This window comes from Pseudomonas sp. KBN10P06128 (genome assembly GCF_037574945.1).
Lineage (GTDB): Bacteria > Pseudomonadota > Gammaproteobacteria > Pseudomonadales > Pseudomonadaceae > Pseudomonas > Pseudomonas aeruginosa.
Map to the genome: position 1 here is coordinate 2,363,665 of NZ_JBBELR010000001.1, position 24,770 is coordinate 2,388,434.

Genomic DNA, 24,770 nt, shown 5'->3' on the forward strand with positions numbered 1-24,770 from the left:
GCTCACTCACGCGAGCGGCAAGCGTCGAGGCGCCTTGCCCGGAAAAACGTTATGGAAATACGGAGTGCCGTCGACTCAAGGGCAGTCAACTGCTGCCATGCAGACTTATCGTCAGGAAAGAGAGAAAAGCGATGAGAATGGATTCACGGTCACGCATTGCACTTCCACCTTGCGTTGGGTTTCCGAAGTGTTTCGCTGTGTGTGTGTTTTTATATGTTTCGTGGGTATTTAAAATAAGATACAAATTTCCCCTCACAACTATGAGAATTGGTAGTTGGCGAAAGGGCGGTATGAGGGGCGTCGAAGCGCGCCGGCTGATGGCTTTTTGCCGAGGCAGGCGGCCGCGGCTACGCCTGCCGGGGGTAGCACGGACAGGTGGTGTCGGGGGGCCTGGCCGCTGCGGCGAGGCGCGGAGGTCCGGCTGGCGCGGCGATCATCACAGAAGATTCTGCGGCGTCATTCATCGCTTGAATGGTTGCTGCCGCAAGCGCGCCCGGCGCCGTCGATGCTGGTCGGCGGTGTCGGGCGCTCGCTGGCGTTGCGTTGGCCAGCCGTCCCGGCCGGGTGCGTAGGCACCGGCCGGAGGTTTTCAGGAGGCGGGCAGCGGCGCGCCCTTGGGCCATAACAGCCAGAGCCGTCCCGGCTGCTTCATGTGTCCGGCGAGTTCGCCGGCGGCGTCGCCGGTGCCCCAGAACAGATCGGCGCGGACCTCGCCGACGATGGCCCCGCCGGTATCCTGGGCCGCCACCGGACGGACCACCGCGCTGCCGTCGTCAGGGCGGGTGGTGGACAGCCACATCAGGCTGCCCAGCGGAATCACCTTGCGGTCGATGGCTACGCTGTAGCCGTCGGTCAGCGGTACGTTCAGCGAGCCGCGCGGACCTTCGTCGCTGTCCGGGCGCAGGCTGAAGAACACGAAGCTGGGATTGCTCGCCAGCAGTTCGGAGACCCGCTGCGGATTGGCCTCGGCCCAGTCGCGGATGCGCTTCATGCTGATCTCTTCCTTCGGCACCAGGCCCTGCTCGACCAGCCAGCGGCCGACCGGCTTGTACGGGTGGCCATTCTGGTCGCCGTAGCCGATCCGCAGTTGCCGGCCGTCTTCCAGCTGGATGCGCCCGGAACCCTGGATCTGCAGGAACTGCAGGTCCATCGGGTCGCCCAGCCAGGCGAGCACCGGCGCGCTGGAGCCGTTGTCGCGGATCGTCGCGGCGTCGTCGTAGGGTTTCAGCACCCGGCCTTCCAGGCGTCCGCGCAGGCGCTTGCCCTTGAGTTCCGGGTAGACGCTTTCCAGCGCGACCACCACCAGGTCGTCCGGTACGCCGTAGACCGGCACCGGGGTTTTTTCGCCCTGGCTCAGGCTGCCGTGGTAGACCGGTTCGTAGTAGCCGGTGATCAGGCCCTGGTCGCCGTTGCTGGAGGAACGCAGGCTATAGACCTGCATCCGCTCCTGGAGGAACGCGCGCACAGCCGTCGGATCGGCGGCGACCGTCGTGGCGCTCGCACAGGGCTCGCCCCATACCGGGTCCTTGGCCAGCCGCGCGCAGGCCGAGCGCCAGGCATTGAAGCCGGCGAGCAGGTCGGCGTCGCTGGTGGCCGGCAGGGCGTCCCAGGGCACGCTGTTGTAGGTGGTGACTTCGGCGGGTTTGGGCGGGGGCTCTTTCTTGCCGTCGTCGCATGCGGTCAGCAGGGCGGCGAAAGGGAGCGCGCAGAGCAGCAGGCGGCGCCAGGGATGGAACGGAAACTTCACGCCAAGGACTTCCTGGTGGTGGATCGAAGCCCGCTAGCTTGGGCAAAGCGCGACGGTGCGTCAAACCGCGGCGACGACCGAAGCGTATCGCCGCGTTCCGCCTGCCTGACGATTCGCGGCGGCGCCAGCTCCAGCACCGCCAGGCGGCTGCCCGGCGCCTGGCGGCGAAGACTGGCGAGGATCGGCAGGAGGATCGCCGACTCGGCGTAGTCGGTGGCGGCGACGCGCCAGGTATGCCGCGACTGCGTCGGATCGAACGGCGCGGCCGGCGCCTCGATGACCCGCAGCGCTGCGCGCCGATCCCGTTCCGCCGGCAGAACGGCGGCGACTACCTGATCCCGGCGCTGACCCTGCGCGACGAACTCACCCCGCAGCGGGTCGGTTTCGCCATGCACCTGGAGTGAGCGTTATCCGCGCCGTCCGGGGGCTGTGCGCGATGCTCCGCCAATGGTTTCTTCCAGCCATTGGCAGAATGCCCGGGTCAGGCTGTTGCGTTCGCTGTCGCGGTGCACCAGCCAGGCCCATTCGGGCCCGCGGACATTCTGTTCGCAGAGCGCGACCAACTGTCCGGCGGCTCGCGCGGGTGCGGCCAGCAACTGGCTGACCAGCGCGATGCCGAGGCCCTGGGTGGCGGCCTCCAGCAGCAGTCCGGGGTCGGAGAAGTTCAGGCCGGCACTGCGTTGGCCAACGTCCGCGCCGCCCTGTACCTGCCAGTGGCTCCAGTCCATTTCGCGCTCGCCGTGCAGGGTGCCGCGCTGTTCCGCCGGCAGCGCCAGCAGGTCGGGATGGCAGGCGGGGTAGAGGCGGTCTTCGAGGAGCGAGCGAAAGCTGCATTCGGCCTGGGCGCAAAGGTCGTCGCGGATGGCTACGTCGATGGTCTGGCTGGCCATCTCGGGTACCTCGTCGGTGGTCAATAGCCAGAGGTCCACCTGTGGGTGACGGCGATGGAAATCGCCCAGGTGCGGCACCAGCCAGTGGCGGGCGAAGGCCGGGGTGGTATTGACCACCAGTTGGTTGGGCTTGCGGTACTGGTCGAGGCGACGGACCCCCGCGGCCAGTTGCTGGAGCAGGGACTGGGTGGTGCTGAGCAGATCGAAGCCAGCGTCGGTCAGGCTCACCTTGCGTCCGTTGCGAAAGAACAGCGGTTGCTCGAGATAGCCTTCCAGGCTGCGGATCTGCTGGCTGATCGCCGACTGGGTGAGGTGCAGCTCCTCGGCGGCCTTGTGGAAGCTGCCGAGGCGGGCGGCGGCTTCGAAGCCACGAAGGGCATTCAGTGGGGGCCAGTGTTTGAGCATTGCTGATAAGCCGGGCTAATTAGGTTTGCGCAGAATTTATCGTTTGTTGAGCCTGATGCCTAGCCATAGCATCTCTTCAGGCAATCCACGCCTATTCCGCCAGATAAAAAATACTTATTGGAAGCCGACCCATGAATACGCTCGACACAGGCTGGCGCATGCCCGCCGAATGGACTCCCCATGCCGCCACCTGGATGGCTTTTCCGCACAATCGGATGCTCTGGGAGTCCGAATGGGGCGTGAGCCTGGCGGACGTACAACAGGACTTCGCCGCAGTGGCCAACGCCATCGCGCGTTTCGAACCGGTGAAACTGGTGGTCGACCCCGCCGCGCTGGACAGGGCCGGGGAGCTGTGCGCGGGCAATGTCGAACTCATCGAGCTGGCCATCGATGACAGTTGGTGCCGCGATTCCGGACCGAGTTTCGTCTGCCATCCGCAACTCGGGTTGGCCGGTGTCAGTTGGCGTTTCAACGCCTGGGGTGGAAAGTCCGCCTACGCGCAGGACGCCAGCCTGGCGCGGCGGATTCTCGATGGCCTCGGCCTGGAGTGTTTCGGCGTGCCGCTGGCCAACGAGGGCGGGGCCATCCACGTGGACGGCGAGGGCACGCTGATCACCACCGAGTCCGTGCTGCTCAATGCCAATCGCAACCCTGGCCTGAGCAAGGCTGAGATCGAGGCATTGTTCGCCCGCCTGCTCGGCGTGACCAGGACCATCTGGTTGCCCGGCGATCCCGACCGGGTCACAGGCGACATGACCGATGGCCATGTCGACGGCGTCTGTGCCTTCGCCCGGCCCGGCGCGTTGTTGCTGGACGCCACCCGCGACACCACCTCCGCCTACGCCGAGGTGGTGCGGGAGAACCGTCGCGCCCTGGAGCTGGCGCTCGACGCCCGCGGTCGGCGTTTCGAGCTGATCGAACTGTTCGATGCCGGCGAAGTGGCTCCGGAGGAGGGGGTGTTCTGTGCCTCCTACACCAATTTCTATATCGCCAATGGCGCGATCATCATGCCGGCCTACGGTGTCGCCGCCGACGACGCGGCCGCCGCGACCCTGGCCCGGGCCTTCCCCGCTCGCGAGGTGGTGCCGGTGCGCATCGACCACCTGGCCCACGGCGGCGGCGGCGTGCATTGCATCACCCAGCAGCAGCCGGCCTGGCCGGCGCGGAGGTGAGCGATGCGCCACCTGACCCTGGCCACTACCCAGTTCGCTTGTAGCTGGAGTCTCGACGACAATCTCGACCGCGCCGAGCGCCTGGTCCGCGAAGCGGCTGCCCGGGGCGCGCAACTGGTCCTGTTGCAGGAGCTGTTCGCCACCCCGTACTTCTGCATCGAGCAGGACCATCGCCATCTGCGCCTCGCCGAAACCTTCCGTGGCAGCCGGGTGCTGGCGCGCTTTTCCAGCCTGGCGCGGGAGCTTGGCGTAGTCCTGCCGCTCAGCTGGTACGAGCGCGCCGGCAACGCGCGCTTCAACTCGCTGGCGGTGGCCGACGCCGATGGCCGGTTGCTCGGCGTCTACCGCAAGGCCCACGTCCCCAACGCCATCGGCTACCAGGAAAAGGAATATTTCAGTCCGGGGGATAGCGGCTTTCGCGTCTGGGACACCGCGGTCGGCCGTATCGGCGTCGGCATCTGCTGGGACCAGTGGTTTCCCGAGACCGCGCGCTGCCTGGCGCTGCTGGGCGCCGAGGTGCTGCTGTTTCCTACCGCCATCGGCTCCGAGCCTGGCGCCGCGCAGCTGGATTCCCGCGATCACTGGCAGATCGCCCAGCGCGGCCAGGCCGCCGCCAACCTGGTACCGCTGGTGGCTGCCAACCGGATCGGCCGCGAGGTCGCTTGCGGCGACCCGGCGCTGGCCATGCGGTTCTACGGTTCGTCCTTCATCGCCGACCACAAGGGTGCCTTGCTCGCCGCGGCCGGCCGCGACGAGGAGGCGGTGCTGGTCTGTGGCCTCGACCTCGATGCGATAGGCGAAGAACGCCTGGCCTGGGGAGTCTATCGTGACCGGCGGCCAGAGCTGTATGGCCCGCTGATGAGCCTGGACGGGCGTGACCCGGCCAGCCGACACGCCTGGGAGGTGTCCCCATGAAACGTTCCGCGCGACCGCTGCTCGCCGCGCTGCTCCTGGGCCTGGCCGTGGCCCAGGCGGAAGAGAAAGTGCTGCGCCTGTATAACTGGGCCGACTACTTCGCGCCCGATACCCTCGCCGCGTTCACCCGGGAAACCGGCATCCGCGTGGTCTATGACGTGATGGACAGCAGCGAGACCCTCGAGGCCAAGTTGATGTCGGGGAACAGCGGCTACGACCTTATCTTTCCTGGCGATACCGTGGCCGAGCGGCTGATGCGCGCCGGCGCCCTGCAGAAGCTCGACCCCCGGCGCCTGGAGCATCTCGACGAGATCGAGCCGGGCCTGCGCGAACTGCAAGCCCGCTACGCGCGTTCGCGCGACGCCGCCGTGCCCTACACCTGGGGCACCATCGGCCTGACCTTCAACCGCGAGCAGATCGAACGGCGCCTGGCCGACGCTCCGCTGGACAGCCTCGACCTGCTGTTCAAGCCGGAATTGGCGGCGAGATTCGCCGACTGCGGGATTTCCCTGATCGACTCGCCGGACGAAGTGCTGGCGCTGGCCCTGCATTACCTGGGGCGCGATCCGCGCAGCGGCAAGCCGCAGGACCTGGCCGCCGCGCTGGCCTTGCTGCAGCGCATCAAGCCCTACATTCGCAAGTTCCAGTCGCAGCCGGTGGCGCAACTGGTGAACGAGGAGATCTGCCTGTCGCTGGGTTACAGCGGCGATGCGATCCAGGCCCAGCGCGCCGCCGACGAAGCCGGCAAGGCACTGCGCTTCGTCTACCGGGTGCCGCGCGAAGGCACGTCTCTGTGGATGGACAGCATGGCGATTCCGGTCGACGCGCAGCACCCGGAATATGCCTATGCGTTGATCAACTTCATCATGCGCCCGCAGAACATGGCCGCGATCAGCAGCGCTACCGGCTACCCGACCTCCAGCGCCGGGGCGCGGGCCCTGGTATCCGCCGACATGCGCGACAACCCGGACATCTATCCGGACGCGGCGACCTACGCCCGGCTGTTTCCCGGCCAGGACATCCCGCAGCGCGACATGCGGGCGCGGATGCGCGCCTGGACTACCTTCAAGACCACCCGTTCCGATCCCGTTCCCGAGGACCCGAAATGATGACCCGCAGACATTTCCTCCAGCGACTCGGCGCCAGCGCCGGCCTCGGTGCCGCCCTCACGCTCGGCCTGGAGTTCGGCTCGCCGCGTGGACAGGCGGCGGCGGCCGATCACTGGCACATGCCCGACGAGCACCTGCCGCAGGAACGGGTGTTCCTTGCCTATGCCGCGTCCCCGTCGATCTGGAAGGACCTGGCCGAGGACGTGAATCGCAGCGTCGCCCTGCTGGCCAGGACCATCGCCCGCTACCAGCCGGTCACGCTGCTCTGCCGGCCCGCGCAGGAGGCCGCGGCGCGCCGCGCATGCGGCGGCGCCAACATCGACTACCTGGCGTTGCCGCTGGACGATATCTGGGTCCGCGACTACGGCGGCTGCTTCGTGCTGAACGGGGAGGGCGAAGCGGGCCTGGTGGATTTCAACTTCAACGGCTGGGGCGGCAAGCAGCAGGCCGGCAACGATAGCCGCGTCGCCGGCGTGCTAAGCGAGCGACTGGAGGTCCGCTACATCGCCAGCCAACTGACCGGCGAGGGCGGCGGCATCGAAGTGGACGGGCGTGGCACGGCGATCCTCACCGAAAGTTGCTGGCTCAACGACAATCGCAACCCCGGCATGGACAAGGGCCAGGTCGAGGCCGAATTGAAAGCCCTGCTCGGCCTGCGCAAGATCGTCTGGCTGCCGGGTATCCGCGGCAGGGACATCACCGATGCGCATGTCGACTTCTATGCGCGCTTCGTCAGGCCGGGCGTGGTCATCGCCAATCTCGACAACGACCCGGACTCCTACGACTACGCCGTGACCCGCGAACACCTGGAGATCCTGCGCACAGCCACCGACGCCGACGGTCGCGCGCTGCAGGTGCATACCCTGTCGCCGCCCCTGAAGCCGCGCCGCGACTACTCGCGAAACAACCCGGACTTCGCCGCCGGCTACATCAACTACCTGCCGATCAACGGCGCGGTGATTGCCCCGCAGTTCGGCGACGCCAGCGCCGATCGCCACTGCGGGGAATTGCTGGGCCGCCTGTATCCGGGGCGGGACATCGTCCAGCTGAACATCGATCCCATCGCCGCCGGAGGCGGCGGCATCCATTGCGTGACCAAGCACATGCCACGTGCCTGAGTCGCCTGCGGCGGGCTCAGGCCGGCATCGGCCGCCGGGCACTGGCGAACAGCTCGGCGCCGATTCGCCGAGCCTGCTCCAGGTGCGCGGCTGGATCGGCGCTCTCCGATTCCAGCAACAGTTCGGAACGGACCACCCGTGCGCCGCAGTAATCGAAGATGCCATGGTCGATCTGGGTGCGCATCGCCCCGGCGTAGCCGTGCCGCTCGAAGGTGTCGGCATCGGCGCCGCCGACACCGACCAGCACCACGCGCAGGCGCTGCAGCTTTTTCCGCAGGTCGCCGCCGATGCTGTAGTCGAAGGCCCAGCCATTGGAGAACACGCGATCGATCCAGCCCTTGAGCAGGGCCGGCATCGACCACCAGTAGATCGGGTAGACCAGCACCAGGGTATCGGCGCGATCGATGCGCGCCTGCTCGGCGAGGACGTCGGCGGGAGGCGACGCCTGGCCGCGATGCACGGCGTGGTCGGCCAGGCCGAAGCGCGGCTCGAAGCCTTCCGCCGCCAGATCGGTGGTTTCCGCGGAATGGCCGGCGCGGACTACGCCTTCGGCGATGTGGGCGGCGAGGGCGTGGGTGAGAGAGCGAGGATGGTGATGGGCGACGACGATCAGGGCATGCATGGGCGAATTCCTCCGGGAATTGCGGGAAGGGGGGCAAGTCGATAGTCTGGGTAAAACCTACCTTTTGTAGGTTACCTTTAGTAAGTTACTTTTAGTAGGTTATCTATGTCAATGCACTCCCCAGACGACCCGTCGCCACGCCGCCGCCTGTCCCGCGACGAGCGCCAGCGCCAGTTGCTCGAGGTGGCCTGGCGGCTGGTCCGCGAAGAAGGCACCGAGGCGCTGACCCTCGGTCGCCTGGCCGAGCAGGCCGGGGTGACCAAGCCGGTGGTCTATGACCACTTCGGCACCCGCGCCGGCCTGCTGGCGGCGCTCTACCAGGATTACGACCTGCGCCAGACGGCGCTGATGGAGGCTGCCCTGGAAGCGAGCGAGGCGACCCTGGAGGGGCGCGCTGACGTCATCGCCCGCGCCTATGTCGACTGCGTGATGCAACAAGGCCGGGAGATTCCCGGGGTGGTCGCGGCCCTCGCCAGCTCGCCGGAGCTGGAGCGGATCAAGCGCGACTACGAGGTTCTCTTCATGGACAAGTGCCGCGCCGTGCTGGAGCCCTTCGCCGGCGGCGGACGGCTGACCGTCGCCGCTCTGCGCGCAATGATCGGCGCCGCCGAAGCGCTGTCGCACGCGGCCGCCACCGAAGAGATCGCCCCGGAAGAGGCGCGGCGGGAACTGTACGAGGCGATCGTGGCGATGGTCGCGCGGAGTCGTCGGTGAAGGAACCGCGTGCCCTGGAGGAATATCGCCGGGCGATAGTGGCGGCCTGTCCGGAGCTGGTGGACGCCACTTTCGCCATCCTGGCCTCGGGCTGGCATTCCACGGCGGTGGAGGTCGGAGGGCGCTGGGTGTTCAAGTTTCCGCGCGGCGCGGAGGCCGAGGCGGCGCTGCTGCGCGAGGCCGCCGTGCTACGCCTGGTGCGTCCGGCGGTGAGCCTGGCGGTGCCGGCGCCGCAGGTGTTTGCGGGACCGCCGCTGTTTTCCCGCCACGAGAAACTGCCTGGCGGTTACCTCCTGGGCGAGGACTATCGGCGCCTGGACGAACCCGCACGGCAGGCGGTCGGCGATGCGCTGGGGCGCTTCTACGCCGAGCTGCATCGACTGCCACCGGCGCGCATGCGGGCGGTTGGAGCCTTGCCGGTGCGTCCCTGGGAGTCGCCCGCGGCGATGCGCAGGCGCGCCTTGCCGCTGCTGCCTGCGGCCTGGCGCGAACGCGCGGAACGCTTGGTGCGGGAATATGCCAAGCTGCCTGCCGATCCGCTGGGTTCGATCTTCGGCTTCTTCGACGGCCATGGCTGGAACATGGCATTCGATAGCGAGGCCGGGCGGTTGAACGGTGTGTACGACTTCGCCGACGCGGGCATCGGTCCGCTGCACCAGGAATTCATCTATTCCGCGTTCATCGATGCCGACCTCACCGAGCGCATCGTCGCCGCCTACGAGCGCTTCAGCGGTCGGCGCCTGGAGCGTCGGCGGATCGCCTTGCTGACGGCGGCGCATCGGCTGTCGGAGTTGGCCGAGCTGGCCGACGAGCCGCGCCATCTGCCGGACATGCTCGCCGGCGCCCTCGACGGCCTGGCCCTGGCGGAGGCGCAGGGCCTGGCCTGATGAGGGGACGTGCGGTCGTGCTGGGCAGGACGGATATGCCCGCGTGCGGACATTCGCCGCGAAGTACCGCTACCGCTCAGAGATAGGCTTGCGCACGGCGCCGCGAGCGCGGCATGCGGTTCTTCCCGGACAATTCGTTGAGACGCGCCTGCCAGGCCTTGCGGGCGGCATCGCGGTCCTGGCGCTGCGCGGCGGCGGGCCTGGCCTCGGCTTTCGGCCGCGGCGCGGCCTTGTCGGTCACTGGCGCAGCGGCGGTGGGGGTGACAGGGGCACTGGCCGGAGCGGCGTTTTCCTGGGCCTGGGCGAAGGCGTTGGTGCGCCGGCAGGTCTTGCAACTGACCTGGCCGACGTCGCTCGAGCCGTTCACGTTGCTGTCGCCGCGCCCGCAGGCTGCCTGGCCGGATTCGCTCAAGAAGTGCGTAACCATCTGATCCTCCTGGAGAAAAAAGGGCGGCATTATTCCCAGAAGTGCCTTCGAGTGCCAGTCTCGGGGGAGAACAGCTGACGAACTGCAAGGCCGTTCCGTCGACCTCCGTTCAGTCGGCTGGCCGCCGCATGCTGTCGCGCACGTAGCGGGCCGGGGGGCTGCCGAGCGCCTTGCGGAACATGCCGATGAACGAGCTGACCGACTCGTAGCCGAGGATCTCGGCGGTGCGTTGCACCGAAACGCCGGCGGACAGTTGCTGCAGGGCGATGATGATCTGCAATTGCTGGCGCCACTGGCCGAAGGTCATGCCGGTCTCCCGGCGCACCATCCGCGCCAGGGACCGCTCGCTCATCGCCACTCGCCTGGCCCATTCGGCCATGCTGGCGCGGTCGCCGGGGGCGCGGGTCAGTTCGTCGGCGATGCGGCGCAGGCCGCGGTTGTCCGGCAGCGGCAGGTAGAGCTGTTCGGTCGGCGCCTGTTCCAGGAGTTCCAGCAGCACCCCGGCGAGACGTGCGAGCGGGCCGTCGTGCGGATAGTCCTGCGGTTGCGCGCTCAGGTGCAGGATCAGTTCGAGGACCAGCGGCGACAGGGCCAGGGTGCAGCAGTCGCTCGGCAGGCGTGCCGCCCCCGGCTCGACGAAGAGGAAGCAGACCTTGCCGTTGGCGGTGACCCGGTTGCTATGGGCGATGCCGCCGGGAATCCACACGCCGAACCCGGCCGGCACCATCCACAGGCCATCGGGCACCGTGCAGGTGATGCCGCCGCGGCAGGCCACCACCAGCTGGCCCTTGCGATGCCGGTGCACCGGCACTTCGGTGTCGTTGTGCCGGGCCTCCAGCTGCAGGGCCAGGGCCGGCTGGCCGAGCGCGTCGGGATCGAAGCGTTGGGCGAGGTAGGTCTGCGGTTCACGGCTCACGGCAGGTCCTGTGGTTGTCCGAATTCGATTATTTTCTGGCTGAGTAGTCGATATTTGCAAATCGCCACGACCCGTAGCCTGTGCTCCTCAACCCGACAGGAGCGGCCGACCGCTCCGTGCCCTCGATACCCTGGTGCCCTGCATGCTGAGCGAAGTCTCCGTTTCCGGCCTCTACGTGCCGCCATTGTTCCTCTACCTGTGCCTGGCGATGCCGCTCTACCTGCTGCTGGAGCGCCTCGCCTGGCGCTGGCTGGAATGCGTCTGGCATCCCGGCCTGCTGCGTTTCTTCCTGTCGTTCATCGTGCTGTCCGTGCTGGTGCTGAAGTTCTGAGCCGAGGTCCCCATGTCCATCGTTCGTCTTTCCAAGGTGGCTGCGACCTTCGCCTGCGGCCTGCTCGCCCTGTGCCTGGCGTTGCAGTTGTGGCAAGCCTACGTGCTGGCGCCCTGGACCCGCGACGGGCGGGTCAGCGCGCAGGTGATTCGCATCGCGCCGGAAGTCTCCGGCAGCGTCGAGGCGGTGTTCGTCGCAGATAACCAGCGGGTGGCCCGCGGCGATCCGCTGTACCGCATCGATCCGCGCAGCTATCGCCTGGCCGTGCGCCAGCGCGAGGCGGAGCTGGAGCAGGCGCGGGAAACCCTGCGCCAACGTGACGAGCAATGGCGCCGACGCATGCAGTTGGCCGGCGCGGTTTCGCGCGAGGAGGTCGCCAACGCCGGTCGCGCCCTGCGTATCGCCCGCGCCCGCGCCGAGGCCGCCGGGGCGGCGCTCGACCAGGCGCGGCTGGACCTGCGGCGCAGCGAGTTGCGCTCGCCGGTGGACGGCTATGTGACGCAGTTGCGCGTGCAGCCCGGCGATTACGCGGCGGCGGGCCGGACCAACATCTTCATCGTCGATCGGCGAAGCTTCTGGGTCACCGGCTATTTCGAGGAAACCAAGCTGCGCAATGTACAGGTCGGCGCGCCGGCGACGATCAAGCTGATGGGGTTCGATCCGCTGCTCGACGGCCATGTCGCGAGCATCGGTCGCGGTGTCGCCGACCTCAACGAAAGCCGTGCCGACAGCGGCCTGCCGCAGGTCAGCCCGAACTTCAGCTGGATACGCCTGGCGCAGCGCGTGCCGGTGCGCATCGAACTCGACCGGGTACCGGCGGGCGTGGTGCTTGCCGCCGGCATGACCGGCAGTGTCGAGGTGCTGCAGGCGGGGACCGCGCGGCACTGGCGGCTGACCCGCTGGTTGCAGGAGTACCTTTGATGGCGGCGTCGGCGTCCGGCGGGCGCGATTGGTACGCGGCGTTGCCGTTGCCCTGGCGGACCGACAGCCTGGGCTACGTGCTGCGCAGCATCGGCGCTGCCGCTCTGGCGCTCGGCCTGGGGCTCTACCTGCAACTGGATTCGCCGTTTTCCGCGGCGTCCACTGTGCTGTTGCTGATCAATCCGGTGCAGGGGGCGGTGGTCGGCAAGGGCTGGTGGCGCGCCGTGGGTACCCTGGTCGGCACGCTCGCTGCCTTCGTCCTGACCGCGCTGTTCGCCCAGAAGATGCTGCTGTTCGTCGTCGCCCTGGGTTTCTGGCTGGGTCTCTGCGTCGGCGTCATGAGCCTGGTCCGGCACTTCTACGCCACCGCCGCGGTGGTCGCCGGCTACACCGTGTGCCTGGCGCTGGGACCGGCCATGGTCGAGCCCGAGGCGGCCTTCGAGCACATCGTCACCCGCGCCTCGGCGGTAATCGTCGGGGTCTGCTGCCTGAGCCTGGTGACCGTGCTCTTCAGCCGCAGGACCGTGTCCGGGCGGGTGCGCCAGCGTCTCGTCTCGCTCTGCGCGGCGACGCTGGCGCTGGTCGCTGCGCGGCACGCCGGTGCGGCTGACGGGGAACTGGAGCGCCGTCGCCGGACGCTGGCCGGCGAGGTCTACGCGGTAGACGACCTGCTGGGCGTCGGTCGCGCCGAGTCGCGGGTGCTGAGCGCTGCGCTCCCGGCGATCCGCGGTGGCCTGGCGGCGCTGTTTTCCACGCTGATGGAGTTCCGCTTCGCCGGCGAGACGCATTGGGCCCGGTGCTTGGCGGAGCGCGGACTGGCGCTGCCGATGGCCGACGACCTGCGCCTGCTGGGCGGCCAACTGGAGCGCGGCGAGCTCGACTTCGCCGGCGCCGCGCGACGGCTCGCGAGCTTGCGCGGTCGCCTGGCGGCGATTCGGCGCGGACTTCCGACAGACCAAGCGGATGCCTGTCGCGAAGGGCTGTTCATGGAGCGTCTCGACGAGCAACTGGATGACCTGCAGGCCGCCCTGCGGGGGTTCGCCCGGCTCGACGGCCGGGCCCCCGCCGACGTCCGCCCAGCGGCCTTCCATCGACATTACCGCGAGGCCTTGCGCAACGGCGCGCGAGCCTGGCTGGCGATGCTGGTCGGCGGCGCCCTGTGGTTCCTCAGCGGGTGGGACCAGGGGCCGACCCTGCTGGCGGTGCTCGGCCCCTACTGCACGCTGCTGGCAGCCTCGCCCTTTCCCGCCGAGGGCACGCGCAATTTCATTCGCGGCACGCTCTACGCGATACCTGCCGCATTGCTCTGCAAATTCCTTCTGCTACCGCTGATCAACGGTTTTCCATTGCTGCTGCTGTGCCTCGCCTTCTTCTGGTCGTTCGGTATCCAGGCCACCACAGTGCCCAGGCGGGCGTTGCAGGGAATCGCCTACCTGATCGCCTTCAACACCCTGGTCGCCACCGGCAATCTCGCCCGCTTCGATTTCGGCGACTTCGCCAACCAGTCCTGCGCCTGGGTGCTGGCGCTCTGCATCAGCCTGCTGGTCTACCGCCTGCTGCCGAAGGACCTGGAACGGCATTCGGCGTCGCTGCTCGACCATCTGCGCCGCGAGACCCTCGCCTTGCTGCGTCGTCGCGCCGGTTTCGACGCGCATGCCTGGCAGGCCCGCCAGCAGCATCGCATCGCCCAGCTGGGCGCGCTGCATGGCATGGAACATCCGCGCAGCGCGCTGGCCCTGCGCCTGGGCTTCGTATCCCTGCAACTCGGCCGCGAGTCGCGGCGCCTGTGGCGCGCCCTGGCCGGGCTCGACCCGGCCGCCGCGGAGGCGCGGTGGATCGAGCGCGCACTGCGAGCCATCGCCGTCCGCCATCGCGATCCGCCGCTCGCCGCGCGGCACGCACGCCGTGCCGGCGCCCGCCTGGCGGCCGCCGGCGAGTGGCGCCTGGCCGCGATCCTCACCGACCTCGCCTGGTTGCTCCGGGCCTATTCGCAAAGCGTCTCGTCCGACGGGGCGCAGCATGGAGAAAAGACCTCATGAAAACCTCGTTCTTGCTGGCCTTGCTGCTGTCCTGCTGGTCCCAGGTCCAGGCGGCGGACGACGACGGGAAAGAGTTGCCGCCGATCGAGCGCTACGACTACGGCATGCCGCTGGACATCGAGCGGGTGCTTTCCGTCACGCCGGTGCCGGTCACCTGTGGCGTGGTGCCGCTGGTGATGCTCTACCGCGACAGCGCCGGACGCCTACATCGCTTGCAGTACCGAGGCCTTGGCGCGGGCTGTTCGCGCCACTGAGAAGCGGGCGCAGGCGCTGTCTCAGCGCGCCGCGCCTTCGATGATCGCCAGGACGTCGCCGATGGCGTGCTCCAGGTAGTCGCCCGCCTTGTACGCCGCAAGCGCCTGCGGACCGCCGTCGAGCACCGCCTGCGGCCGTTCGACGAAGCGTCCGAGCAGGTTGAACTCCTCGTCCAGCACCAGTACCAGCGGAATCGGGATTCGCTCCAGCGCCAGGCGCTGGCGCAGGTCGTCCTCGGCGCGGCCCTTGGAAATGATTGCCAGCTCGATATTCGGTTGCAGGCGCTGCGCGAAGTCCAGCGCGGCCAGGTTGATCTGGCAGTCCGGGCACCACATTTCCCCGGCGACCAGCAGGCGATAGCGCCGTTCGATGCGTTGCAGGCGTTCCGTCAGCGCGCTCGGCAGCCCGTTGCTTTCCAGCTTCTGCCGGAACCGCGCGACCGCGCCCTGTTCCGTGGCCAGGCCATGGCCGACGAAGGCGGCGAAGTCTTCTCCGATATCGAACAGTTCCGCGTAAGAGGCCATGCTGGTTTCGCTCCTGTGCTTGGGGAGGGATGGCGCGGCGGATATGCCAGGCAGTCGCGCCACGCCGGGGCGGCCAGGGTAGCGCGCTCGCCGCGTCGCGGCGAGCGCCGGCGTGCTCCGCCGGGTCTGGTCGTTAGCATGGCGCGGCTGGTAAAAAGACAGCGCCACCACTGCCCGCCAAGGCCCGCCCGATGCTGATCGACCTGCCTTCCACCCGTCCGGTCTTCGCCTATGCCCAGGATTATCTCCACGGCGAGCGCGTCGAGCTGCACCGGCATTCGCGCGCGCAATTGATCCATGCGCTCAGCGGGGTGGTCACGGTCGGCACCGCCGAGGGCACCTGGGTGGTGCCGCCGGGACGCGGTGTCTGGTTGCCGGCCGGTATCGAGCATGCCCTGCGTTTCGCCGGCCAGGTGCGCATGCGCACCTTGTTCATCGCCCCGCAAGCGCGCCACGACCTACCGCAGGACTGCCGGGTGGTGGACGTGCCGCCGTTGCTGCGGCAATTGATCGTCGCGGCGATGCGGATCGCCCCGGACTACCCGCCGGGTGGCCGCGACGAGCGGGTGATGGAGCTGATCCTCGATGAACTGCGGGTGCTGCCGATCCTCGCCCTGCACGTGCCACAGCCGGTCGATCCGCGACTGGCGGCGCTGTGCCGCAGCCTGCGCGCCGAGCCGGCCGCCGACTGGAGCCTGGGCGATGCTGCGCGTCGCCTGGGCGTCAGCCCGCGGACCCTGACCCGCGCCTTCCAGCGCGAAACCGGTCTCAGCTTCGTCCAGTGGCTGCGGCGCATGCGCCTGCTCGCCAGCCTCGATGCGCTGGCGGCAGGGCATTCGATCCTCGAGGTCGCACTGGACCTCGGCTACGACAGCCAGAGCGCCTTCAGCGCCATGTTTCGCCGGACCCTGGGCGTTTCGCCGAGCCTCTATTTCGGCCGCGGCGCCGCCTACGGGGTGGCCGAGGGCGACTGAGTTCAGTCCTTCTGGCGCAGCATCAGCGAGGCCAGGGCGCAGGCCAGGAGCGCCACGCAGGAAAGGTAGAAGGCGTCGGAGTAGGCCATCAGGTAGGCCTGCTGGCGCACCCCGTGGTCGAGCAGGGCCAGCGCCTGCTGCTGCTCCGGCAGTTGTATCCGCACCTGGCCACCGCCCAGGCGCTGTTGCAGGGCGCCGTCGAAGATCGTCAGGGTCTCGCCGATCCGCTCGGAGTGGAAGCGCTCGCGCAGCGAGACCAGTTGCGTCAGCAGCGCGGTGCCGATCGCGCCGCCGAGGTTGCGCAGCATCGAGATCAGCGCCGAGGCCGAGCCGGCCTGGGCCTTGTCCAGGCCCTTCACCGCCAGTACCGAGAGCGCGACCATGATCAGCGGCTGGCCGATGCCGCGCACGACGATGGAGGGGATGATCACGTTGCGTCCCGCGTCGGCGTTCAGGTGCGCGCCCATCCAGCAGCCCAGGGCCATGATCGCGAAGCCGCCGGCCACCAGCAGCTTGGGGTTCAGCCAGCGCATCAGGCGCGGCAGCAGCGGCGCCAGGAGCAGTTGCACGAGGCCGTAGAGGATCAGGCTGTCGCCGATCTGCCGGGCGTTGAAACCCTGCAACTGGGACAGGTAGTTGGGCACCAGGAACACCAGGCCGAAGGTCGCCGCGCCGAACACCGCCATCGCCAGGCTGGACACGCCGAAGTTGTAGCTGCCCAGCAGGCGCAGGTTGATGAACGGCCGCGCGCCCCACAGTTGGCGCTGTACGAAGAGCAGCAGGGCGAGCACGGCGAGGACGGCGAAGGTGCGGATGAAGCCGGACTCGAACCAGTCGCGGCGGCCACCTTCCTCCAGCACGATCTGCAACGCGCCGAGGCCGGCGACCATCGCGCCGATGCCGAGCCAGTCGGCCTGGCGCAGGCGTTCGCGGTCGCCGTCGCGGGGGCGGATCGACCAGGCCACCGCGGCCAGCAGGGCGATCCCCGGCAACAGTTGCAGGAGAAAGATCCAGCGCCAGGAATAGGCATCCGCCAGCCAGCCGCCGATCGACGGGCCGGCGGCCTGGGCCACGCTGTTGGAAAGGCTGAACAGCGCCATGCCGAGGGGTATCCGGCTGGACGGCAGCTCGGTGAGGATCAGTTGCATCGACAGCGGGATCAGCACCGCCCCCGAAGCCCCCTGGATCACCCGGATCAGGATCAGCGTCGACAGGTTCGGCGCCAGCGCGCAGCTCAGCGAACTGAGCAGGAACACCAGCGAGCCGAGGAGCATCACCCGGCGCAAGGAGAACACTTCCACCAGCCAGGCGGTAAGCGGGATCATGCTGATTTCCGCGACCAGATAGGCGGTGGAGATCCACGAGCCCTCCTCGAAGGTGGCTCCCAGCGCGCCTTCTATCTCCGGCAGCGCCGCGCTGGTGACGTGCACGTTCATGCCGGCCATGAAGCAGCCGAACAGGCCGCCGGTGACGGCGACCCAGGCACGCAGCGATACCTTGTCGTCAGCGCTCATCGGCGGAGGCTCCGTCCGGTTCGCGAGTGTCCACGGTGGCGATCACCGACATCCCCGGCAGCAGCCGGCCCCGCTCGGCGGCGTCGGCGTCCAGGCGGATACGCACCGGGAAGCGCTGGACGATCTTGGTGAAGTTGCCGGTGGCGTTGTCCGGCGGCAGCAGCGCGAATACCGCGCCGGAGGCCGGCGCCACGCTGTCGACGCGGCCGCGCCAGCGGCGGCCGAACGTGTCCACCTCCAGCTCTACCGGTTGCCCGGGGCGGATGCGTTCGAGCTGGGTCTCCTTGTAGTTGGCCACCACGTAGGCCTGCTCCAGCGGCACCACCGCCAGCAGCGGCAGCCCCGGCGTGACGTACTGGCGCAGGCGCACCTTGCGCTGGCCGACGCGGCCGGCGAATGGGGCGCGGATTTCGGTATCGTCCAGGGCGTGGCGCGCCAGTTCGCGCGCCGCCGCGGCTTCCTGCAGCTCCGCCTGGCGCTGGGCGAGCGCCGCCTCCGCCTCGCGTCGCCGGCTCTTCAGTACGTCCCTGGCGGCGCGCTGGCGGCCTTCCTCGGCGCTTGCCCGCCGCGCCGCCGCCCGCGCTCGCTGGTGCGCCGCGTCGGCATTCTCCAGGCGCTGGCGACTGGTGGCATGCTCGTCGGCCAATTGCCGGTAGCGTCGCCAGTCGGTCTCGGCGCGGCGCCATTCGGCTCGCGCCGCTTCGCCATCGGCGCGGGCGCGGCTGATCGTCTGCACCTGCTCCAGCAGTTGCCGATCGAGGGTCTCCAGCTTCGCGCGCTGGGCTTCCAGCGCCGCCTGCGCCGCCGCTTCGCGGGCCTCGGCGGCGCGTAGGCGCTGGCGGAAGTCGCGCGGGTCCAGGCGCAGCAGCAGGTCGCCGGCCTGGACGTCGGCGTCGTCGGCCACCAGCACCTCGGCGACGTAGCCGGAGACCTGCGCGCTGACCGCCACCCAGTCGGCGCGTACATAGGCATCGTCGGTGCCCTCCAGGAAGCGTCCGCTGCTCCACCACCAGGCCAGCAGGGCGGCGAGCGCGATGGCGCCGGCGAGGCCGCCCAGCAGCCAGGTTCGGCGCCGGTGCGTGGCTGCTGGCATGGTTTCGCCAGTGGTGTGTTCGATGGGTTCCCTGATTGCCTGGTTCATTGTCCGTTTTCCTGGTGGGAGGGGCTGGGAGCGGCTTGCCAGCCGCCGCCGAGAGCCCGGAACAGTTCGACCTGGCGCTCGGCGACGCGCATCTCGGCGTCGACCAGGCGCGCCCGGTCGGCGACCAGGCTGCGTTGACTGTCGAGCAGCTCGAGGGCATCGAGGGCGCCGGCGCGATAGTTGCTGCGCGCCAACCGGTAGGCGTGGCGCTGCTCGTCGAGGGCACGCTGGAGGTCGGCACGCCGCTGGCGCTCGCCGGCATACAGCGCCAAGGCACGCTCGACCTCGCGCAGGGCGCCGAGCACCGCTCCGTCGAAGCGCGCCAGAGCGGCGTCGCGCTCTGCCGCTGCGCTGTCCAGGCGGCCTCGCGCGCTTTCCCGGTTGGGGAAGCGCCAGCTCAGCAGCGGGCCGGCCGCGTAGGCCAGCGCGCCGCTGCCGCCGAGGCCGGCGAGGGTCACTGCGGAGGTTTCGGCGCCGACGGCGAAGCTGATGCGCGGGTACAGCTCGGCTTCGGCCAGCGCGCGCCGGGCGTCGGCGGCGGCGAGCCGGCGCTCGGCCGCGCGGACGTCCGGGCGGCGCGCCAGCAGGCTCCAGCCGTCGCCGGTGGGCAGGGCACGGCGCAGTTGCGGTATGCCGGCGCAGGTCGCGGCGGGAGCGTCCAACTGGCGCGGCGAGCGCCCGCTGAGCAGCGCCAGTTCGTAGAGTGCCGCGCGCCGCCGCGCCTCGAGCATCGGCAGCGCGGCGCGGGTCCGCTCGCGCAAGGCCAGCAGCCGGCGTCGCTGCAGCTCGCTGGAAAGGCCGGCGGCGAGCTGGCGTTCGCTCAGCGCCAGGCTCGCGTCGAGCAGACCGACCGATCGGCGTTGTACCTCTGCCCGTCGCGCCAGGGCGCAGGCGCGGACGTAGGCGAGGGTGGTCTGGCTGGCCACGCTGACCCTGAGCAGGTCGCGCGCCGCTTGCGCCGCTTCGGCATCCGCCTTCGCCGCGGCGATGCGGGCGCGGACTTCGCCCCACAGGTCCAACTGGTAGGACAGGTCGAGGCGGGCGGTGTGTTTCCACTGGCTGCGTACGTCCTCGTCGGTGGCTTCGGCGAGGGTCTGGTCGTCGCCGTCGCGCCCATACTGGTAGCCATAGCCGACCTCGGTCCGTGGCCAGCGTTCGCCCTGTGCGCCGCGCAGATGGCCGAGGAGCGCGCGGGCATGGGCATCGGCTGCGGCCAGGTCGCGGTTGTGGCGCAGCGCGGCGGCCACCAGGTGGTTCAGCCCAGGGTCCTGGTAGAGCGTCCACCACTGGGCGGGCAGCGCGTCGCCGCGGGTTCCCGCCACCCTCGACAGGCCAGGGTCGAGGCTTTCCGCGCGTGGCGCGGGTTGGTTGCGGTTCGCGCAGCCCAGCGCGGTGGAGATCCCCAGCGCCAGCGCCACGCAACGCAGATGACTGGCAAGCGGCATTGCCCTGCTCCCGTGTCTGAAAGAGCGGGGAACGGTAAGGCAGGCGCGGGCGGCCTGCGCCGGCAAAAGCGCCAGTCATCGTCGCGAAATGGACAGTCGGCGGATTTTTCAGCGTTGTCGCATCAGGTATGGGCCGCAGCCCAGGGCCAGCAGCCCGGCCGGGATGGCCAGCAGGGAGATGCGGGCGATCTGCCGGGAGTAGCGGTTCACCCCGGCAAAGCTGTCGGCCTTGGTGGCGGTCTCCCGGCGAAACCCCGGTCGCGGCTTTCGGCGCGGCTGCGTTCGAGAAGGAACTCCACGGCGACCACGCCCAGCCAGAATGCGACGGCGAACAGGCGAAGGGACAACGGCAACGGGTGCATGGCGCGCTCTCGCTGGTCTTTCAGGCGTTCTCCGGATGCCGTCTCAGCCAGCGCAGGGCGTCGTCCCACAGCGCCTCTGCACCGGCGCGGAAGTAGCCCATGTGTCCGAGCGGTCCACCGTCGGGTCGCAGGTCGAGGGTTTCCAGCGGTGCGTTGCGGTAGGCCTCGACGAAAGCGTCCCGCGAGCGCGGCGGTGCCCAGGGATCGTCCAGGGCGGTGGCGAACAGACAGGGCGTGCGCACTGCGGCGTAGCGCTGGTGGAGGTGGCGCATCGCCGGGTCGTCGAAATAGTAGCGGGGATGGCGGCACCAGCGCTTCCAGTCGCGGTAGACCCCCAGCGGCAGGTCGTCGCCCATGCCCAGCAGGCTCCAGGCCATGTAGCCTTTCCAGGCCACCAGCGGCGGCAGCACCAGGGTCCACAGCAGGCGCACCTTGAGCGCTTCGCGGCGCGACATCCAGCCGCTCCAGCCGGCGCCGCTGCCGAAGCTGTAGCAGGCGGCGAGCCGCCCATGGTCGGGCAGCAGGCCGATGGCGTGGCCGCCGAAGGAGTGGCCGATCCAGTACAGCGGCCGCTCCTCCCGGCCGAGCAGCTCGACGGCGGCGGCGAGGTCCCGGTAGGCCCAGTCCAGGTAGGACATGGCGAAGCCCTTCAGGCTTGCCGGCGCGGATTCGCCGATGCCGCGATAGTCCAGGGTGAGTACGTCGAAGCCCTGGCGCGCGGCGTGTTCGGCGAAACGCCGGTAGAAGCGCTGGGCGACGCCCGTCGCGCCGGCCACCAGCAGGTTGCCATGGGCGTGGCCCGGCGCGTGGTAGCGGTAGGCGGACAGCGGATAGCCGTCGGTCGCGGGCAGGGCCAGGCGTTCCATCCGCACCGGCGCTGCGGAATGTTGAGTCAACGAAGTCATGTCGGTTTCCGCAGGAGAGATGGAGCGGAGCGACCGGGGGTCGACCCGCAGGGGAGCTAGCGGCCTTTGAACGCCGGCGCGCGCTTTTGCACCATCGCCAGCACGCCCTCGCGGACGTCCTCGCTGCCGATCAACGCGGCCAGCGACTCGTTGACCCGCGACAGCGCCGCATCGTCCCCCTCGTCGCGCCCCTGGAACGCCGATTGCAGCGCGGCGCGCACCGCCAGCGGCGCGGCCCGGGCGATCCGCTCGGCGTATTCGAGGGCCCGTGCCAGTTCCTCGCCGGGTTCCACCACCTCGGTGAGCAGGCGCATGCGCAGGGCTTCGTCGGCATCGAACTCATCGCCGGTGAGGATGTAGCGCATAGCGTCGGTCCAGCCCGCCGCGCGCGGGAAGCGCACGGTGGATCCGCCCAGCGGCGGGATGCCGCGTAGCACCTCCAGATGGGCGAAGCGCGTGCCGCGCGCGGCCACCGCGATGTCGGCATTGAGCATTAGCTCTATCCCGGCGGTCCAGCAGGTGCCTTGCACCGCGACCACCAGCGGCTTGCTCCGACGCGGCTGGACCACGCCCCAGGGATCGACGCCGCCGTCCGGATAGCGGAAACCGCTGGCGGCGAGCTTCGGTGCCAGTTCCATCAGGTCGAGCCCGGCGGTGAAGTGCTCGCCATGGGCGAAGAGCACGGCACAGCGGGATTCCTCGCTGCGCTCGTATTCACCCATGGCCAGCGCCAGGTCCGCCAGCATTGCGCTGTCGAAGGCGTTGCGCTTGCCCGCGCGGTCCAGGCCGATGAGAAACAGATGACCGCGCTGCTCTCGGGTGACGCGGCCCGGGCCGCTGTTGGCTTCGCTCATGATGCCTCTCTCCTGTGCTTGGGTTGGTGGAGCGGAAACTTCTTCTAGTTACCTACCGAACATTCGGTTTGTAAAAACTAAACAAACATTCGGTAACCGTCAAATTGAGGCGCCAAGGCTTATGGCATAGAATCAACGCCTTTGATCGAGAGCAGGAACCTTCCGTGCGTCCGTTGAAAATCTCCCGCGACGAGCTTCTCCAGCGCTGCGCCGGCACCTTCCGTCGCTACGGCTACCACGGCACCACCATGGAAATGCTGTCCAGCGCCTGCGGCTTGACCAAGGCCTCGTTCTACCACCACTACCCGAACAAGGAAGCCTTGCTCCGCGACGTTCTCGAATGGACCCACCAGCGGCTCGCCGAGACGCTCTTCAGCATCGCCTACGACCCGCTGCTGACGCCCCGCGAGCGCCTGGAAAAACTCGGCCGCAAGGCCGCCCGGTTGTTCCAGGACGACAGCATCGGCTGCCTGATGGGCGTGGTCGCGGTCGACGCCAGCTATGGTCGCAGCGAGCTGATGGCGCCGATCCGCAGTTTCCTCGACGACTGGGCGCAAGCCTTCGCCCAGCTCTACCGCCCGGCCTTCGACGAGGCGCAGGCGCTGGAGCGCGGCCGGCAACTGGTGGCCGATTTCGAAGGCGCCATCCTGCTGGCGCGCATCTATGGCGAGCCGGGCTATATCGATGGCGTCACCCGGCGAGCGCTGGAGCAACTGGCGGGCTAGCCTGCGCCCGCCTTCAACCTGAACGAAGCGTTTCGCCAGGCGGTCGGAACAACAGGTCCCCGTTCCGGAAGCCGAGTCCATGCCGCTGCGCCGTGCCGTTTTCGCCATCCTTTTCGCGTCCCTGGGCAGTCCTTTGGTCGCCGCCGAAACACCCCTGCGCCTGGAGCGCCTGGAGCGCTGCGGCGATCTCCTGGCCAGCGAGCGGCAGGAGTGGTGCCTGCGCGTGCGCGGCCTGGGTGCCGGCCTGCCGCGCCTGTTGCTGGACGGCCGCGAACTGCCGGCCACCGCCCTGCGGCGCGAGGGCGACGGCCTGCGGCTCCGCCTGGACCGCCGTGGCCACGCCAGCGGTCCGCTTTGGCTGGAGCAGGGCGGGCGCAGCAGCAATCCGGTATGGCTGACCCTGAACGGCAGCCATGTGCTCGCCGCCGGTCCCGACGAGGTGGCGAAGAACATGGATGGCCTGACCACCTACGTCGACCTGGTCAGCCTGTTGATCGAGGAGAACCACGATGGTCGCCGGGAGGCCGAACGCCTGGCCGATAAATATGGCGCGCGGGTGGTCGGCGCGATCCCGCCGTTGAACCTCTACCAGTTGCGCCTGCCGGCGCGCGACCTCGTCCAGCGCGACGCGCTGGTCCTCCGCATCGGCAGCGAGACCAGCGTGGACGCCGTGGTGGTGGAGGAGTCCGCGCCGGAGAAGGGCGAGGAAACCGAGGCGGCGCGCCGGCCCGTGGACAAGCCGGACAGCGACTCCGACGAGTGGGCGGCCAATCGTTTCATGGACGCGGTGAACTATTACCAGCGTCGGGTCCGCGCCCGCCAGGCCCCGCTGGAGACCCGCCCGGTGCGCATCGGGGTGATCGAGCGCGACGTCGACTTCGACGCCCCCGACTTCGCCGACTACCTCGGCCCCTGCAAGGCGCCCGCGCCGCGTACCTGCCTCTACGCGCGCGATGCCGAACGTCCCGACAACCACGGTTCGACGGTCGCCGGCATCCTCGCCGCGCGCTGGGACCAGGGCGGCAACAGTGGCTTCCTGCGTGGGCTGGACCGCGCCAGCCAGGGTTTCGAAGTGATCGTCGAGCGCAATTCCGACGCTGGCATCACGGCCAACGTCGCCGCCTCGGTGAACCTGGTGGAGGATGGCGTGCGGGTGCTCAACTGGAGCTGGGGCATCCACCGCGTCGGCGCTCGCGACGTCGACGGCGACGAGGTGGATTCGCTGGTGCGCTCGGGGATCGCCATGAGCGGCTACGAGGAGTTGCTCGAGGAATTCTTCCTCTGGCTGCGCAAGGAGCATCCGGACGTGCTGGTGGTCAACTCCGCCGGCAACGGCTCGTCCTACTCCGGTACCGACGAATACCGCCTGCCGTCCTCCTTCGTCACCGAGCAGTTGCTGGTGGTGGGCGGCCACCAGCGCAGCGAGCGCCAAGGCCTGGCGGTGGACGACCCGGCCTACGCGGTCAAGCGCAGCACCTCGAACGTCGACATGCGGGTGGATGTCACCGCCGCCGCCTGTACCCATGCCTCGACCCTGGAGCGGGACGCGCGGGGCGAGGTGCACTGCGGCACCTCCTATGCCACGCCGATGGTCGCCGGCACGGTCGCCGCCATGCTTTCTCTCAACCCGCGGCTGCGACCCGAGGAGATCCGCATGCTGCTCCGGCGCAGCGCCATGACCATCGGCGGCGACTACGATTTCGAGCCGGCCGATGCCGAGGACCTCACCGCACCGATCCTGCCCTCGGAGCGCGGCTACCGCCTGGACCACCGCGACGTCGGCCGCTCGGCGCGGCTGGACATGCAGAAAGCCCTGGACCTGGCGGTGAAGAGCCGCGAGCGCGTGCGCTGAGGCGTT

The 24,770-nt window shown here is 69.2% G+C and carries 24 protein-coding genes and 2 pseudogenes; 14 read left to right on the forward strand and 12 right to left on the reverse strand.

From position 1 onward, the window contains the following. Window positions 1-589: 589 nt before the first annotated feature. Window positions 590-1,747: a murein transglycosylase A gene (gene mltA / locus VQ065_RS11280; protein WP_003082509.1), complete on the reverse strand. Its 1,158-nt coding sequence runs from the start codon at window positions 1,745-1,747 to the stop codon at window positions 590-592. An 86-nt stretch (window positions 1,748-1,833) separates the two neighbouring features. After that, window positions 1,834-2,019, reverse strand: a pseudogene (locus VQ065_RS11285) (LysR family transcriptional regulator); the annotation flags it as partial. On the opposite strand from VQ065_RS11285, the pseudogene VQ065_RS11290 reads away from it, so the two are divergent. Further along, window positions 2,002-2,151, forward strand: a pseudogene (locus VQ065_RS11290) (hypothetical protein); the annotation flags it as partial. The pseudogenes VQ065_RS11285 and VQ065_RS11290 sit on opposite strands and share 18 nt — an antisense overlap. 3 nt (window positions 2,152-2,154) lie before the next feature. Here the strand turns inward: VQ065_RS11290 and VQ065_RS11295 are convergent. Continuing rightward, window positions 2,155-3,042, reverse strand: coding sequence for a LysR substrate-binding domain-containing protein (locus VQ065_RS11295; RefSeq protein WP_003086688.1), 888 nt, complete (start codon window positions 3,040-3,042; stop codon window positions 2,155-2,157). Between the two features lie 131 nt (window positions 3,043-3,173). Between VQ065_RS11295 and VQ065_RS11300 the strand changes: the two genes are divergently transcribed. Genes VQ065_RS11300 through VQ065_RS11315 form a run of 4 tightly spaced genes read left to right on the forward strand, consistent with a single transcriptional unit; the run spans window position 3,174 to window position 7,356 of the window. Continuing rightward, the gene (locus tag VQ065_RS11300; protein WP_003086692.1) at window positions 3,174-4,214 is read left to right on the forward strand and encodes an agmatine deiminase family protein; all 1,041 of its coding nucleotides are present in this window, start codon (window positions 3,174-3,176) and stop codon (window positions 4,212-4,214) included. Between the two features lie 3 nt (window positions 4,215-4,217). Beyond that, window positions 4,218-5,129 (forward strand): N-carbamoylputrescine amidase, encoded by a 912-nt coding sequence (aguB, locus tag VQ065_RS11305; RefSeq protein ID WP_003086694.1) that lies wholly within the window; start codon window positions 4,218-4,220, stop codon window positions 5,127-5,129. After that, a complete protein-coding gene (locus VQ065_RS11310; RefSeq protein ID WP_003086695.1) occupies window positions 5,126-6,238 on the forward strand; it encodes an extracellular solute-binding protein in 1,113 nt (370 codons plus the stop codon). The genes aguB and VQ065_RS11310 overlap by 4 nt, the downstream gene beginning before the upstream one ends. Beyond that, window positions 6,235-7,356 (forward strand): agmatine deiminase family protein, encoded by a 1,122-nt coding sequence (locus tag VQ065_RS11315; RefSeq protein WP_003086696.1) that lies wholly within the window; start codon window positions 6,235-6,237, stop codon window positions 7,354-7,356. The genes VQ065_RS11310 and VQ065_RS11315 overlap by 4 nt, the downstream gene beginning before the upstream one ends. 16 nt (window positions 7,357-7,372) lie before the next feature. Here VQ065_RS11315 and VQ065_RS11320 read toward each other — a convergent pair whose 3' ends face one another. Then, window positions 7,373-7,978, reverse strand: a complete 606-nt coding sequence (locus VQ065_RS11320) for an NAD(P)H-dependent oxidoreductase (protein WP_003086697.1) — start codon at window positions 7,976-7,978, stop codon at window positions 7,373-7,375. Between the two features lie 105 nt (window positions 7,979-8,083). On the opposite strand from VQ065_RS11320, the gene VQ065_RS11325 reads away from it, so the two are divergent. Continuing rightward, window positions 8,084-8,692 carry a TetR/AcrR family transcriptional regulator gene (locus VQ065_RS11325; protein WP_003133652.1) on the forward strand — a complete coding sequence of 203 codons (609 nt, stop codon included), beginning with the start codon at window positions 8,084-8,086 and terminating at the stop codon, window positions 8,690-8,692. Window positions 8,693-8,730: 38 nt separating this feature from the next. Continuing rightward, a complete protein-coding gene (locus VQ065_RS11330; RefSeq protein WP_003133650.1) occupies window positions 8,731-9,579 on the forward strand; it encodes an aminoglycoside phosphotransferase family protein in 849 nt (282 codons plus the stop codon). 76 nt (window positions 9,580-9,655) lie between these two features. Here the strand turns inward: VQ065_RS11330 and VQ065_RS11335 are convergent, their stop codons facing one another. Together VQ065_RS11335 and VQ065_RS11340 are read right to left on the reverse strand one after the other, a co-directional pair. Further along, window positions 9,656-10,006 carry a hypothetical protein gene (locus tag VQ065_RS11335; protein ID WP_003086702.1) on the reverse strand — a complete coding sequence of 117 codons (351 nt, stop codon included), beginning with the start codon at window positions 10,004-10,006 and terminating at the stop codon, window positions 9,656-9,658. 109 nt (window positions 10,007-10,115) lie between these two features. Further along, window positions 10,116-10,922, reverse strand: coding sequence for an AraC family transcriptional regulator (locus VQ065_RS11340; protein ID WP_003082516.1), 807 nt, complete (start codon window positions 10,920-10,922; stop codon window positions 10,116-10,118). A gap of 133 nt (window positions 10,923-11,055) precedes the next feature. On the opposite strand from VQ065_RS11340, the gene VQ065_RS11345 reads away from it, so the two are divergent. Genes VQ065_RS11345 through VQ065_RS11360 form a run of 4 tightly spaced genes read left to right on the forward strand, consistent with a single transcriptional unit; the run spans window position 11,056 to window position 14,467 of the window. After that, entirely contained in the window at window positions 11,056-11,253 is a 198-nt protein-coding gene (locus tag VQ065_RS11345; protein WP_073660178.1) for a DUF1656 domain-containing protein, read from the forward strand. A 12-nt stretch (window positions 11,254-11,265) separates the two neighbouring features. Beyond that, window positions 11,266-12,174: an efflux RND transporter periplasmic adaptor subunit gene (locus VQ065_RS11350; protein WP_003112442.1), complete on the forward strand. Its 909-nt coding sequence runs from the start codon at window positions 11,266-11,268 to the stop codon at window positions 12,172-12,174. After that, window positions 12,174-14,213: an FUSC family protein gene (locus VQ065_RS11355; protein ID WP_003112441.1), complete on the forward strand. Its 2,040-nt coding sequence runs from the start codon at window positions 12,174-12,176 to the stop codon at window positions 14,211-14,213. The genes VQ065_RS11350 and VQ065_RS11355 overlap by 1 nt, the downstream gene beginning before the upstream one ends. Continuing rightward, window positions 14,210-14,467 carry a DUF2790 domain-containing protein gene (locus VQ065_RS11360; protein ID WP_003086709.1) on the forward strand — a complete coding sequence of 86 codons (258 nt, stop codon included), beginning with the start codon at window positions 14,210-14,212 and terminating at the stop codon, window positions 14,465-14,467. The genes VQ065_RS11355 and VQ065_RS11360 overlap by 4 nt, the downstream gene beginning before the upstream one ends. 21 nt (window positions 14,468-14,488) lie before the next feature. On the opposite strand, the gene VQ065_RS11365 is transcribed toward VQ065_RS11360, so the two are convergent. Then, window positions 14,489-14,992 (reverse strand): thioredoxin family protein, encoded by a 504-nt coding sequence (locus VQ065_RS11365; RefSeq protein ID WP_003086710.1) that lies wholly within the window; start codon window positions 14,990-14,992, stop codon window positions 14,489-14,491. 191 nt (window positions 14,993-15,183) lie between these two features. Between VQ065_RS11365 and VQ065_RS11370 the strand changes: the two genes are divergently transcribed. Beyond that, window positions 15,184-15,966, forward strand: coding sequence for an AraC family transcriptional regulator (locus VQ065_RS11370; RefSeq protein WP_003086711.1), 783 nt, complete (start codon window positions 15,184-15,186; stop codon window positions 15,964-15,966). 2 nt (window positions 15,967-15,968) lie between these two features. Here the strand turns inward: VQ065_RS11370 and VQ065_RS11375 are convergent, their stop codons facing one another. The 5 genes from VQ065_RS11375 to VQ065_RS11395 all read right to left on the reverse strand — a co-directional run bounded on the left by VQ065_RS11375 (window position 15,969) and on the right by VQ065_RS11395 (window position 22,187). Next, window positions 15,969-17,480, reverse strand: coding sequence for an MDR family MFS transporter (locus VQ065_RS11375; protein ID WP_003082523.1), 1,512 nt, complete (start codon window positions 17,478-17,480; stop codon window positions 15,969-15,971). Further along, entirely contained in the window at window positions 17,470-18,621 is a 1,152-nt protein-coding gene (locus tag VQ065_RS11380) for an HlyD family secretion protein (RefSeq protein ID WP_009315512.1), read from the reverse strand. The genes VQ065_RS11375 and VQ065_RS11380 overlap by 11 nt, the downstream gene beginning before the upstream one ends. Beyond that, window positions 18,618-20,066 carry an efflux transporter outer membrane subunit gene (locus VQ065_RS11385; protein WP_014603671.1) on the reverse strand — a complete coding sequence of 483 codons (1,449 nt, stop codon included), beginning with the start codon at window positions 20,064-20,066 and terminating at the stop codon, window positions 18,618-18,620. Before VQ065_RS11385 ends, VQ065_RS11380 begins: the two co-directional genes overlap by 4 nt. Window positions 20,067-20,448: 382 nt before the next feature. Next, window positions 20,449-21,333: an alpha/beta hydrolase family protein gene (locus VQ065_RS11390; protein ID WP_003086717.1), complete on the reverse strand. Its 885-nt coding sequence runs from the start codon at window positions 21,331-21,333 to the stop codon at window positions 20,449-20,451. A gap of 56 nt (window positions 21,334-21,389) precedes the next feature. Then, on the reverse strand, window positions 21,390-22,187 hold the full coding sequence (locus tag VQ065_RS11395) for a crotonase/enoyl-CoA hydratase family protein (RefSeq protein ID WP_003086719.1): 798 nt from the start codon (window positions 22,185-22,187) through the stop codon (window positions 21,390-21,392). 164 nt (window positions 22,188-22,351) lie between these two features. Between VQ065_RS11395 and VQ065_RS11400 the strand changes: the two genes are divergently transcribed. Then, window positions 22,352-22,912: a TetR/AcrR family transcriptional regulator gene (locus tag VQ065_RS11400; RefSeq protein WP_003086720.1), complete on the forward strand. Its 561-nt coding sequence runs from the start codon at window positions 22,352-22,354 to the stop codon at window positions 22,910-22,912. Between the two features lie 79 nt (window positions 22,913-22,991). Then, window positions 22,992-24,764 (forward strand): S8/S53 family peptidase, encoded by a 1,773-nt coding sequence (locus VQ065_RS11405; protein ID WP_003086721.1) that lies wholly within the window; start codon window positions 22,992-22,994, stop codon window positions 24,762-24,764. Window positions 24,765-24,770: the final 6 nt, after the last annotated feature.